General features: G+C 73.9%; 9 protein-coding genes and 1 riboswitch. Of the genes, 4 read left to right on the top strand and 5 right to left on the bottom strand.

Annotated features, from left to right (window positions below; genetic code table 11):
* Positions 1–413: 413 nt before the first annotated feature.
* Positions 414–1,703, top strand: a complete 1,290-nt coding sequence (locus ACI2LW_RS02335) for a PspC domain-containing protein (protein ID WP_404729229.1) — start codon at positions 414–416, stop codon at positions 1,701–1,703.
* A complete protein-coding gene (locus tag ACI2LW_RS02330) occupies positions 1,703–2,443 on the top strand; it encodes a LuxR C-terminal-related transcriptional regulator (protein ID WP_404729228.1) in 741 nt (246 codons plus the stop codon). Before ACI2LW_RS02335 ends, ACI2LW_RS02330 begins: the two co-directional genes overlap by 1 nt.
* A 111-nt stretch (positions 2,444–2,554) precedes the next feature.
* On the opposite strand, the gene ACI2LW_RS02325 is transcribed toward ACI2LW_RS02330, so the two are convergent.
* The gene (locus tag ACI2LW_RS02325) at positions 2,555–3,622 is read right to left on the bottom strand and encodes an NlpC/P60 family protein (RefSeq protein WP_404729227.1); all 1,068 of its coding nucleotides are present in this window, start codon (positions 3,620–3,622) and stop codon (positions 2,555–2,557) included.
* Positions 3,623–4,043: 421 nt separating this feature from the next.
* Here ACI2LW_RS02325 and ACI2LW_RS02320 point away from each other — a divergent pair, with 421 nt between their 5' ends.
* Positions 4,044–4,397 (top strand): hypothetical protein, encoded by a 354-nt coding sequence (locus ACI2LW_RS02320; RefSeq protein WP_404729226.1) that lies wholly within the window; start codon positions 4,044–4,046, stop codon positions 4,395–4,397.
* Here ACI2LW_RS02320 and ACI2LW_RS02315 read toward each other — a convergent pair.
* A complete protein-coding gene (locus ACI2LW_RS02315) occupies positions 4,375–5,376 on the bottom strand; it encodes a tellurite resistance/C4-dicarboxylate transporter family protein (protein WP_404729225.1) in 1,002 nt (333 codons plus the stop codon). The genes ACI2LW_RS02320 and ACI2LW_RS02315 overlap by 23 nt on opposite strands.
* A gap of 27 nt (positions 5,377–5,403) precedes the next feature.
* A complete protein-coding gene (locus tag ACI2LW_RS02310; protein WP_404729224.1) occupies positions 5,404–7,020 on the bottom strand; it encodes an NlpC/P60 family protein in 1,617 nt (538 codons plus the stop codon).
* A 7-nt stretch (positions 7,021–7,027) separates the two neighbouring features.
* Positions 7,028–7,201, bottom strand: a riboswitch (cyclic di-AMP (ydaO/yuaA leader).
* A 223-nt stretch (positions 7,202–7,424) separates the two neighbouring features.
* On the opposite strand from ACI2LW_RS02310, the gene pcrA reads away from it, so the two are divergent.
* Complete coding sequence (gene pcrA, locus ACI2LW_RS02305; RefSeq protein WP_404729223.1) at positions 7,425–9,905, top strand: DNA helicase PcrA; 2,481 nt, start codon at positions 7,425–7,427, stop codon at positions 9,903–9,905.
* A 145-nt stretch (positions 9,906–10,050) separates the two neighbouring features.
* On the opposite strand, the gene ACI2LW_RS02300 is transcribed toward pcrA, so the two are convergent.
* Together ACI2LW_RS02300 and ACI2LW_RS02295 are read right to left on the bottom strand one after the other, a co-directional pair.
* A complete protein-coding gene (locus ACI2LW_RS02300; RefSeq protein ID WP_404729222.1) occupies positions 10,051–11,556 on the bottom strand; it encodes a M23 family metallopeptidase in 1,506 nt (501 codons plus the stop codon).
* A 221-nt stretch (positions 11,557–11,777) separates the two neighbouring features.
* Positions 11,778–12,644 carry an esterase/lipase family protein gene (locus ACI2LW_RS02295; protein WP_404729221.1) on the bottom strand — a complete coding sequence of 289 codons (867 nt, stop codon included), beginning with the start codon at positions 12,642–12,644 and terminating at the stop codon, positions 11,778–11,780.
* Between the last annotated feature and the right edge of the window lie 40 nt (positions 12,645–12,684).

The raw sequence follows: 12,684 nt of genomic DNA, 5'->3' as shown, positions 1-12,684 counted from the left end.
TGCGGCACCGAGCCGCGACGCCTGGCTGCGACGCCCGCTCGCGCTGCCTGGCTGCGACGCCCGCTCGCGCCACCCGGCTGCGACGGTCGCCCGCCTGCGACGCTGGGCTGCGCCGCCGGGCTGGGTCGGCTGCCGGTGACGCCTGCCCGTGACGGCTGCCGGTGACGTCAGCCCGTTACGGCCGCCTGAGAGGCCCGGCCGTAACGCCCGGCGGCGGCCGCCCGGGGCGCCTGCCCCGATGGCCGCTCCGACGGCCGCCCCGCCGTCGTCCCCGTCCCGCCCCCGGCTTCCGTCCTCGGAAGCCCCGCAGGGCGGCCTGCAAGGGCGGGAGCCGGGGTGGTCGGTGAAGATCAGGGGAGTCTCCGGGCCGACCCTGATGCCGGGCGTCCCGCCGGCGTGTGACCATCGGTGGCATGCCGGAAGCCGCAGCAGCGCCCCTCGACGACCCGCGGCCCCCGCGCAAGCTCTACCGCAGCAGCGACGGACGCTGGCTCGGCGGAGTGGCGCGGGGTCTCGCCGGGCATCTCGGGCTGCCGGTGGTCTGGGTGCGGCTCGTCTTCGTCGGCCTGTTCATGGCCGACGGCCTCGGCGCCCTGCTCTACGCGGCCTTCTGGTTCTTCGTACCGCTCGGCGTCGGCGGCGTCGGCGATCAGCGGCCGCCCTCCCTGGTCACCACCGAGACCTCGCCGGACGGCCGCCGCAGAATCGTCGCCCGCAAGCCGGACAGGGGACAGATCGTCGCCCTGCTCCTCATGGTCGTCGTGGCGATGGTCTTCGTCGGCAGCGTCAACCTCGGCACCGGCACCAAGGCGTACCTGGTGCCTGCCGTGCTGGTCGCGGCGGGCGTCGCCCTGGTCTGGCGCCAGGCCGACAACGCCCGCCGGGCCCGCTGGGTCGAGGCCGGCCGGCGCCGCCGCACGCTCACGCTGCTGCGCTCCGGCGCCGGCGTCCTCCTGGTCACGGCGGGCGTCACCGCCATCTTCGTGCTCCAGGGCTCCGCCGCCCACCTCGGCTCGGTCCTCCAGGCGGCCCTCGCGGTGCTCGTCGGCATCACGCTGCTGGCCGGCCCGTACCTGGTGCGCATGACCCAGGACCTGTCCGAGGAGCGCCTGATGCGCATCCGCGCCCAGGAGCGCGCCGAGGTCGCCGCCCATGTGCACGACTCGGTGCTGCACACCCTCACCCTGATCCAGCGCAACGCCGAGAACCCGGGGGAGGTGCGCCGCCTGGCCCGCGCCCAGGAGCGCGACCTGCGCGCCTGGCTCTACAAACCCGAGGGCAACGGCAAGGACGAGGCCGACGAGCCGGCCACCCTGGCCGAGGCCGTCAAGCGCAACGCCGCCGAGGTCGAGGACAAGCACGGCGTCCCGATCGAGGTGGTCGTGGTCGGCGACTGCCCGCTCGACGAGCGCGTCGGCGCGCAGATGCAGGCCGCGCGGGAAGCCATGGTGAACGCCGCCAAGTACGGTGGCGAGGGCGGCGCCGTGCAGGTCTACGCCGAAGTCGAGGGCAGGACGGTCTTCGTGTCCGTCCGGGACCGCGGTCCCGGCTTCGACCTCGACGCGATACCCGCCGACCGGATGGGCGTCAGAGAATCGATCATCGGCCGTATGGAACGCAACGGGGGGACGGCCCGGCTGAGGGCGGTGCCGGACGGCGGCACGGAGGTCGAGCTGGAGATGGAGAGGGCGGAGGACACGTGATGAGCGACCCGACCGGGGCGAACGGTACGACCGGAGCGCAGGCCGCGGGGGCGGACGCGGCCGAAGGCGGCGCGGGCGGGCGGCGGGTGCGCGTGGTCCTCGTCGACGACCACCGCATGTTCCGCACGGGTGTCCAGGCCGAGATCGGCCGGACCGAGGAGACCGGCGTGGAGGTCGTGGGCGAGGCCGCGGACGTCGACCAGGCGGTCACCGTCATCACCGCGACCCGCCCCGAGGTGGTCCTCCTCGACGTCCACCTGCCCGGCGGCGGCGGGGTCGAGGTGCTGCGGCGCTGCGCGGCGCTGATGGCCGACACCGAGCGGCCGGTCCGCTTCCTGGCGCTGTCGGTCTCCGACGCCGCGGAGGACGTGATCGGCGTGATCCGGGGCGGCGCCCGGGGCTATGTGACCAAGACGATCACCGGCGCCGACCTCGTCGACTCGATCTTCCGGGTGCAGGAGGGCGACGCCGTCTTCTCGCCGCGGCTGGCCGGCTTCGTGCTCGACGCCTTCGCCTCCACCGACGCCCCGCCGGTCGACGAGGACCTCGACCGCCTCACCCAGCGCGAACGCGAGGTGCTCCGGCTGATCGCCCGCGGCTACGCCTACAAGGAGATCGCCAAGCAGCTCTTCATCTCGGTGAAGACGGTCGAGTCCCATGTCTCGGCGGTCCTGCGCAAGCTCCAGCTGTCCAACCGGCACGAGCTGACCCGGTGGGCGACGGCGCGCCGGCTGGTGTGACCGAGGGCGGAGGGCGGTCGGTCCGGCCCCACCACCCACCCTCTCGCCCTCCCGTGTGCGGCCGGACGACCTTCACGCGGGTCCCTCACGCGGGACCTTCACGCGGGTCCCTCACGCCACCCGCGTCGCCCCCGCGAACGGCATCCGGTCGATCGGGGCCACCCGGACCGGGGCCGACGGATTGGGCGCGTGGATCATCCTGCCGCCGCCGATGTAGAGGCCGACGTGGCTGATCCCGGAGTAGAAGAAGACCAGGTCGCCGGGGAGCAGTTCGGAGCGCGAGACCCGGCGGCCCGCGCCGATCTGGGCGTAGGTGGTGCGCGGGAGCGAGATCCCGGCGGAGCGGTAGGCCGCCTGGACCAGGCCCGAGCAGTCGAAGGCGTCGGGGCCGGTCGCGCCCCACACATAGGGGCTGCCGAGCTTGGCGTAGGCGTACGCCACGGCCGCGGCCGCCCGGGCGTTGGGCGCCGCGGCCGGGCCGCCGAGCGCGTCGCGGGCGCCGGGGGAGCGCGAGGCATGCCCCGCGTACCCGTCCTGCCCCGGCCCGAGGGCCGCCCGCTCCCGCGGGGACAGCCCGGACAGCAGCCGGCGGGCCTGGTCCAGCTTGGCGGTCACGGTCTTCTCGTACCGCCCGAGCTCCGCCTGCCGGGACCGCAGCGAGGCCGTCTCGGTGCGCGCGGCCGCCCGCAGCTGCTCGATCTCCCTGACCTGCCTGCGTACGCCGGCGACGGTCGCCGACTGCCGGTGCCCGGCGCGCTCGGCGAGCTCCGCCGCCCGCAGGTACCGCCCGGGGTCGCCGGACAGCATCAGCCGGAGGGTCGGGTCGAGCCCGCCGTCCCGGTACTGTGCCGCGGCGACCGGCCCCAGGGCCTCGCGCGCCGCGTTGAGCCCGGCCTGCCGGCGTGCGGCCTCGTCGCTCAGGGTCCGCAGCCGCCGCTCGGCCGCGTCCGCCTTCTCCTTGGCGCCGTTGTACTTCTCGGTCGCGGCCTCCGCCTCCTGGTACAGCTTGTCCACCCTGGCCTCGACCTGCCCGGGCGTGGGCCGCGGGGCGGCCTGACCGGTGCCGTCGAGAACGGCCGCGCCGGCGGCGCCCGCCAGGACGATCGTGACGGCCGTGCGGGTGGTGCCGCCGCCGAGCGGGCGCGGCCGGGGCCTGCGGTGCCTGCGGTGCGCTGCCACGTGGACCGTCACGTCCCTTCGTCCGGCCGCCGGGCGGGGGGCGCGTCCGGCGGCGGCCCACACAGGGGGAGCGCGCCGCCGCCGGACCCTTCGGCGGTGGTGTCCGACTGCCGCCCCTGGCCCGGGCGGCGGTGGGGAGCCGGTCACCTGCCGCAGGACGCTAAACCCGGGCGTGCCGGGCCGGTGACGGCATGTGCGGAAGTGGCGCGAGGGGACCGCCTGGTGACCGTATGCGACCGTGATCCCGGCGTGACCGGGCCGCCTTCACAGGGAGTGATGACCGATGCGGCGGTTCGCGCACAGTGGCGCGCGGCGAGTGCTATGGGGCGCATATATGCATACACGAAGACCTCCACGACACCCACGGACGCGGGTGGCCCGGTGTGGGGGCGCGCCCGGGCGCTGATTAGGCTCCCGGGCCATGGACGTACTCATCCATCTCTTCGTCGGCCTGCACATCATCGGCATCGCCGCGCTGCTCGGCGGTTTCCTCACCCAGATGAAGGCGATGGGCCGCGGCACGGCGCGGTTCGTGCCGGCCATGCTGCACGGCGCTCTGACCATGCTGGTCACCGGCGTCGTGCTGGTCGGCCTGAACGAGGCACAGGACCACCACGTCGACACGGTCAAGATCGGCGTGAAGCTCGCGCTGCTGATCGTGATCCTGGGCCTGGTCTACGTCAAGCGGGACGACGAGAAGGTGGACAAGGGCATGTTCGGCCTGGTGGGGCTGCTCACCACGGCCAACGTCTTCATCGCCGTGCTGTGGACCTGAGCCCCTCGGGCCTGCGCAGCCAGTCCAGCTCCTCGCACGCCTGGCGGACCGCCCCTACCGCGACGGCCAGCCAGACGGCCACCGCGATCCACAGCAGCACCCGCCCCCAGCCGGCGAGCCACCGGATGTCCAGGGCGGCGGCGACGGTCAGCGCCGCCGTCGCCGACATGCCGAGCGGGAACACCGTCGACCAGCGGCGCACGTCGTAGCGGAGCCGGGGCCGTACGACCTCGCTGACGAGCAGCACGGCGAACCAGCACAGGTCGAGCACGACCAGACCGATGGTCACCGAGCGCAGAACACCGCTGTCGTCGTCGCTCCACAGGTAGACGGGCCCACTGCCGACGGCGGTCAGCTCCGCCCCGGCGAGCGCCGAGATCGCGAGCGCTCCGCCCGCCACCCACTGGTCCCCCGGCCCCTCGACCACCTGCCGCCGATCGAAGCAGGAGAGCGCGAGGACGTAGAGCGCCAGCCCGAGCCAGAACAGCACCAGTGCCGCGTGCACCAGCCAGGTCGCGGACACCGCCGTGGCCAGGGTGACGCCGAGGACGGCCGGCCCCTCCGTGGCCACGCAGCACAGGAACACCGAGCCGGGCATGGGCCGCCGGCAGCCGCGCAGGACCGGCACCAGCAGCACCGGCCACAGCGCGGCGGCCAGTGCCAGCAGCGCCGCCGCGAGGGTCTGCGCCCCCAGCACCGAGAACCGGGTGCCCAGCACGGCCGTGGCCGCGACCGCGGTGAGCGCGCCCGGCGTCCCCGCCTCCGCCGCCCAGCGCGACCGGTCGCGCAGCAGACGTACGGCGAAGTCGCAGGCCATCGCCAGCCAGCCGGCGCACGCCAGCGCGAGGAACACCACCGACAGCCAGGCGGCGCCCGTCAGGTGCAGCCCCAGCGACAGGATGCCGGTCGCCATCACGGCGGCTCCGGCGGCGGGCGGGCGCCGCGCCTGCCAGGCGCGGAGGCGGGAGGCGGCGGGCATGGCCCCGATGCTAGGGAGCCTTCCCCGTCAGGCGGGGCGCACCACGCTGTGCACGGCCGGCCCGCCCTCCTGGTGGACGGGGTCCTCGCGGACGCAGGCACCGGGCCCGGGGGCGTGGATCACCATGCCGTCGCCGGCGCAGATGCCGACGTGGCCGCCGTCCTCGTGGAAGAAGACCAGGTCGCCCGGGAGCGCCTCGGACAGCGGCACGGCCGTCCCCGCCTCGCGCTGGGCCCGCGCGGTACGCGGGAGGGGCACGCCCGCGGCCTTCCAGGCGGCGGCCGTCAGACCGGAGCAGTCGTAGGAGCCGGGGCCGGCGGCACCCCAGACGCAGGGCTTGCCGATCTGCGCCCGGGCGAAGGCGAGCGCGCTCTCGGCCCTGGCCGCGTATCGGGAGGAGGGCGACGAGGGGGCGGGCGAGGACGACGAGGGGGCGGGCGAGGACGGGGAGAGCGACGACGGGGAGGGGTGGGCGTAGGGCTGTGTGGGCGGCAGCGGGGCGGACGGCGGTGCGGAGGGCGGCTGCGGTGCCGACCGCGGGGCCGACCGCGGGGCCGGCTCGGGCGCAGGGGGCCGGGTGAGGTGGTCGTGCGCCGGGGGCGGGCTCAACGGGTCGTGCGCCGGCGGCTGGGGAAGAGGGGCGTGCGCCGGGGCATGGGCGAGCGGACCGGGGGCGGCGGGCCGGGGGGCCGGGGACTCGGCCTGGACGGTCCGCTGCTGGAGGGCGAGCGTCCGGAGCAGTGCGCGCGCGTCGGCCAGCTTCCTCTGGACGGCCGCCTTGGCCGCGCGGATGTCGTGCGGGGGCTGGGCGGGGGCGGTGACAGCGGCGGGTGCGGTGGGGGCCGTGACCCCCGTGTGCGGGGTGGCGGCAGCCTGCGAGGGCTGCGAGGGCTGCGAGGGCCGCGTGGTCGGTGGGGCCGGGGTGACCGGTGCGGTCCGGGCCGCCGTCGCCGGTGACTCGGGGAGCGTCGCGGGTGCCGCGTGCTCCTCCGGGGCCGTTGCCGCCGAGGGCCGGCGCCCGGCCGGGCCGGTGGTCAGGTTCGTGCGGCGTGCCGTCAGCCGGCTCAGGACCTGGGCCTGGTCGAAGTAGCCCTGCGGGGTGTTCGCGAGCAGCGCGGCGGCGTCCTCCGGCGCGTCGGCCGCGGGCCGGCCCTGCGCGGCGGTGAACGCGCTGAGCATCTCGCGGGCCCGGGTGAGCACGTCCGTGCGCTTGGGGGCGTCGTCGAAGAGACCGGACATCAGCCCTCGCTGCCTGCCGGTCCGTGCTCCGGCCGGCGCCCGACGGCTCCGGTCCGCGTCGGCCCGATCCGCCCCGTCGGCGTTCTCCGCCTTCTCGCTCCGGCCGGCGTTCTCCGTCTTCGCGCTCCGGCCGGCCTTCTCGGTCGTCCGGCCCGTCCGCTGGGTCCTGCCGGTGTCGCCGGACCCGTACTCCGCCCGGCGGTAGAGGTCGTCGATCTTCTTCTCGACCTCCTCGACGCTCGGCCGGGCGCCGTGGCCGCCGTGGCCGCCGGGGTCGGCGGCCTCGGCGGACTGGGGGAAGAGGGCCACAGAGGTGAGGGCGGCCGTGGCCAGGGCGGGCGTGCCGAGGCCCGCTACGCGCGTAACAGCGGGGGCGGCGGGGCCCGTCTTGCGGTGCGACGCCAAGGGAGGCGACTCCTTCCATCGTCCGCCTGCCGGGTTAGCTGTCAGGTTCGGGCTGCTGGAAGGGTTGCCCTACGGTCCTCGCCGCGCGGGCGGCGTGCGGACCGATTCACCTCGGGGTCGGTGGGTCCCCGGCTCCGGGCCCGCACGGCGGTGCGGCAACCGGATTCGGCGGAGGCCGCGCGGCCCGGCGACGTTCACCGGTGGGGGTCGAGCGGCCCGACCGCACCGTAGCCAACTCGTGTGCCTTGTGTGAAGGTTGATGTGCGATATGCCCGATACGTTTTCGTGATCTGGTGTTCCGCGGCGTGCTGCCGTGACGGGGCGGCTGCGCGCTGTGAGCGGAACCGGCCGGGTTTCCGGGGCGGCCACGGGATGTCGGTGGGGCGCCCTAGACTCGTAGAGCGATGAGCAGCCTCTTTGACGACAGCTTCCTGGCGGACCTCCAGGCCCCCCGCGGCCACGAGGAGGAGCCCCCGCCGCCACCCGAGGACGATCATGCGCCGGAGCCGGTTCCGGACGATCTGTTCGGGGGGAAGTTCGACGTGCCCCCGGACCGGGACGCGTACTACCGCGACGGCGCCCACCGTCCGGTGGCGGACCCGGCCGCGCTTCTCGAGGGGCTGAACGACAACCAGCGCGCCGCCGTCGTGCACTCCGGCTCCCCGCTGCTCATCGTGGCCGGCGCCGGCTCCGGCAAGACCCGGGTGCTCACGCACCGTATCGCCCACCTGCTGGCCGAGCGGGGCGTGCACCCCGGCCAGATCCTGGCGATCACCTTCACGAACAAGGCCGCGGGCGAGATGAAGGAGCGCGTCGAGCAGCTCGTCGGCCCGCGTGCGAACGCCATGTGGGTGATGACCTTCCACAGCGCGTGCGTGCGCATCCTGCGCCGGGAGTCGAAGCGGCTCGGCTTCACCTCCTCCTTCTCGATCTACGACGCCGCCGACTCCAAGCGCCTGATGGCCCTGGTCTGCCGCGACCTGGACCTCGACCCCAAGCGCTACCCGCCGAAGTCCTTCAGCGCGAAGATCTCCAACCTGAAGAACGAGCTGATCGACGAGGAGGACTTCGCGGCCCAGGCCACCGACGGGTTCGAGAAGACCCTCGCCCAGGCCTACGCCCTCTACCAGTCGCGGCTGCGCGAGGCCAACGCCCTGGACTTCGACGACCTGATCATGACGACGGTCAACCTGCTGCGCGCCTTCCCGGACGTCGCCGGGCACTACCGCCGCCGCTTCCGGCACGTGCTGGTCGACGAGTACCAGGACACCAACCACGCGCAGTACGCCCTGGTGCGGGAGCTCGTGGGCACCGCCGAGCGGCCCGTGGACGTGCCGCCGGGCGAGGACGACCCGGGTCCGGCCGAGCTGTGCGTGGTCGGTGACGCCGACCAGTCGATCTACGCCTTCCGCGGCGCGACGATCCGCAACATCCTCCAGTTCGAGGAGGACTACCCGGACGCGACGACGATCCTGCTGGAGCAGAACTACCGCTCCACGCAGACGATCCTGTCCGCCGCCAACGCGGTCATCGAGCGCAACGAGTCGCGCCGCCCGAAGAACCTGTGGACCAACGCCGGCGCCGGCGCCCGCATCACCGGGTACGTCGCCGACACCGAGCACGACGAGGCGCAGTTCGTCGCCGACGAGATAGACCGCCTCACGGACGCGGGCGAGGCGAAGGCCGGGGACGTCGCGGTCTTCTACCGCACCAACGCCCAGTCCCGTGTCTTCGAAGAGGTCTTCATCCGCGTCGGCCTGCCCTACAAGGTCGTCGGCGGGGTCCGCTTCTACGAGCGCAAGGAGGTCCGGGACGTCCTCGCCTACCTGCGGGTGCTGGCCAACCCGGAGGACTCCGTCCCGCTGCGCCGCATCCTCAACGTGCCCAAGCGGGGCATCGGCGAGCGCGCCGAGGCCATGATCGACGCCCTCGCCCAGCGGGAGAGGATCAGCTTCCCGCAGGCGCTGCGCCGCGTCGACGAGGCGTACGGCATGGCCGCGCGGTCGACGAACGCCGTCAAGCGGTTCAACACGCTGATGGAGGACCTGCGGACGATCGTGGAGTCCGGCGCCGGACCGGCCACCGTCCTCGAGGCGGTCCTCGAACGCACCGGCTACCTGGCCGAGCTGCAGGCCTCCACCGACCCGCAGGACGAGACCCGCATCGAGAACCTCCAGGAACTCGCCGCCGTCGCCCTGGAGTTCGAGCAGGAGCGGGGCGAGGGCGAGCAGGGGACGCTCGCCGACTTCCTCGAGCAGGTCGCCCTGGTCGCCGACTCCGACCAGATCCCCGACGAGGAGGACGGCGACGGCGTCATCACGCTGATGACCCTGCACACCGCCAAGGGACTGGAGTTCCCGGTGGTGTTCCTCACCGGCATGGAGGACGGCGTCTTCCCGCACATGCGCTCCCTGGGCCAGACCAAGGAGCTGGAGGAGGAGCGGCGCCTGGCCTACGTCGGCATCACGCGCGCCCGGGAGCGGCTGTACCTGACCCGCTCGGCGATGCGCAGCGCCTGGGGCCAGCCCTCCTACAACCCGCCCTCCCGCTTCCTGGAGGAGATTCCTCCGGTGCACGTGGACTGGAAGCGGACCGGCGGTTCGGCCCCGGCGTCCTCCGGTCCGGCGGCCGGGGTGGCGGCCTCGCTGTCCTCGTCCCGCTCGCGGTCGGCCGCGTCCGGCGCCTCCGGCTTCGCCACCCGCCGCACCGCGGAGAAGCCGGTGGTGTCCCTGGCGGTCGGCGACCGCGTCACGCACGACCAGTTCGGCCTCGGCACGGTGGTCGCGGTCAAGGGCACGGGCGGCAACGCCGAGGCGACGATCGACTTCGGCGACGACAAACCGAAGCGGCTGCTGCTGCGCTACGCGCCGGTGGAGAAGCTCTAGCTAGCTAGTCGCCGCGGCACTGGCCGGAACCGGCCGCACGCCGGAATGAGCGCGCCCCCGCGCGAGCGGGGGCGGTTCGCTTCAGCGTTCGGTTCAGCGGTGCGCCTCGGCCCTTCGGATCGGCCCTTCGGATCGGCCGTTGGGGTCAGCCGTTCGGGTCGAGGCCGTGGCTGCGCAGCCAGGGCAGCGGGTCTATCGGTGATCCACCGGCCAGCCTGACCTCGAAGTGCAGGTGCGGGCCGGTGGAGTTGCCGGAATTGCCGGAATAGGCGATGGGCTGGCCGGCCTTGACGACCGTCCCCGAGGGAACCCGGTAGCTGGAGAGGTGGCAGTACCACGTCTCCGTGCCGTCCTTCGCGGTCACGATCAGCATGTTGCCGTAGGCGCTGTTCCACTGGGTGCGCACCGTGCCGTCGGTGGCGGCCATGACCGTCGTCCCGTACGACACCGGGAAGTCGATGCCCGTGTGCACGGACATCCAGTTGACGCCGGCCTGCCCGAAGTAGGCGCTGAGCCCGTGCCGCATGACCGGAAGCGCGAACTTGGGGCGCAGCCGCTCCTTGCGGGCCGCCTCCTCCGCCGCCTTCTTCTTCTCGGCCTCCTGCTGGGCCTTGAGGTCGATGCGTTCCTGGGTGCGGCTGGCCCGGTCGGCGAAGTCGTCCGCTCCGGCGGACAGGCTCTGCAACTGGGTGTCCAGCTTGTTGTTGGCGGTGGACGGCTTCACGGAGTGCGCGTCCGAGGCCGACGCCGTGGTGTCCTTGCCCTCGTCGGTCAGACCGCCCACGGACGCCGCGGCGATTCCGGCGACGCCCATCACACAGGCCGAGGGCACGGCCACGGTGAGCAGCGCCGACCGTCTGGCCGGGGGGCGGCGGCGGGAGCGGCCCGCGCCGCGGGAGGCCGTGCGCGGCCGCGGGACCGAGGCGACCTCCTCCTGGTCGTCGAGGAGTTCGGGGGCGGCCGGCAGTTCACCGGTGGCGGCCGGTTCGTCCCGGTCCGAGGGGGTTTCCGCCTCGTCGTAAGCGTAGGGCGCCCGCTCGTGCTCGCCGTGGCCGTAGTCCTCCGCCGCCGCGTCGGCGCCCGCGGTGGTGTTGTCCTCGGCCGGGCCGGCGGTGTTCCACTGGGTGGCGTCGTAGGCGCCGGTGTCGAAGGCGGGCGCGTTCCAGTCCCACTGCTGGGTCTGGTCGGCGGTGACGCCCGTGCCGTGCGCCCCGGGCTCCGGCCAGGTCTGCGCGTCCCACTGGCCGGTGGCCTCCACGGGCCCCGACTGCTGCGGCACGGACGGCAGTTGCTGGTAACCGGTGGCCCAGGCGGTCGCGTCGTAGGCGCCGGTGTCGTAGGCGGCGTGGTGCTGGGCGGCGTACGGGTCGTGGTTCAGGGTGTGGTGGCCCGTGGACCACTGGGTGGCGTCGTAGTCGTAGCCGCCGGCCGCGTGGGCGTCGCCGGAGGGGAGGTCTCCGAAGAGGGGGTCGGCCGCGTAGCCGCCCGTGGCGTACGTGCCGGTGTGGAAACCGGTGGCGTCGTAGCCGCCGTACGTGGTGAAGTCGCCGTATCCGGCTTCCTGCTCACCGTACGGCGCGTAGGTCGCCGAGGCGGCATCGGAGGCCGGGGCCGGGGAGGCCACGCTCCCCGACGGGTGACGGTCGTTCACCAACTTCTCTTTCGCCTCGACAACAGGGGCTGCCAGAGCAGTGCGGCGACTGTACCCGGCGGTACGCGGGCGCGACAATCTTCCACAGGTTTCCCACACATGGGAAAGGGGCAATCGCCCGTGATTCGGGGGACTGCGGACACGGCTTTGGGTTTGTGTTCGAGGACAGTTCGACCCTGATGGCGCAACGGGGCGGCCTCCGGCCGCCGTGGGACCGGGCCTCAGGCCACCGTGAGACCGCCCGTGCGCACGGCGGCCATGTCTCCGGGACGCACGGTGTCCAGCGCCTGCCGTATGCCGCTCGCGACCGCGGGGTGCACCGGAAGGGCGAGATGCCCGATTCCGCTCACCTGGATGTTCTGCGCCTTCAGATCGGGGTGCTCGACGCAGGCGGACTCGAGCGGGTCCATCAGGTGGTCCAGATCGCTCCAGAAGCTGACGAACTGCGTCCGGCAGCCCGGCGCCGGGCTGGACAGCTCCTCCATCAGCGCGGAGCCGGGGCGCATCTGGCGCACGATCGGGTGCGCGTTGGCCAGCGGGGCGACCTTGGTCCCCGAGTGCGGTGTACCGAGGGTGACCAGGGTGCGCACCCGCAGGTCACCGCCGAGTCGCTGAACGTAGTAGCGGGCGATCAGACCGCCGAGGCTGTGCCCCACGACGTCGACCTGGGCGCTGCCGGTGCGCTCGCAGATCTCCTCTATGTGCCGGCCGAGCAGCTCCGCCGCGGTGCGGATGTCGCAGGTCAGCGGGGAGTAGTTGAGGGACTCCACCCGCTGGCGGCCGTGCTGGGCGAGGCTGCGGCGCAGCAGCACGAACACCGAGCGGTTGTCGATGAAGCCGTGCAGCAGCACGACCGGCGGCTTGGCCTCCGTCGGAAGCTGGGCGGCGCCACTGGGCGCGGGAAGCCGGCAGGCGGACTCGCGGCGCTCCTGGATGATGCCCGAGGGGTACAGCAGGAGGTGTCCCGCGAGGATCGCGAGTTCCAGGGCCGTCGCCTTCAGCAGGGCGAGCGAGAGGCCCGCGAGCCTGCACGGGAGCAGGCGCTGACAGAGCGGAAGGAGCGGGTCTGCGACGCTGGTGACCTTCATGGCCGACCTCCTGTCGGCACGCGGGAGGACAGCCCTGTCC

It is taken from the genome of Streptomyces sp. NPDC004065, from assembly GCF_044903565.1.
In the GTDB taxonomy this organism is placed as follows: domain Bacteria; phylum Actinomycetota; class Actinomycetes; order Streptomycetales; family Streptomycetaceae; genus Streptomyces.
The sequence above is the reverse complement of the archived record's forward strand: the minus strand, read 5'-3'. Positions and strand labels throughout refer to the sequence as shown.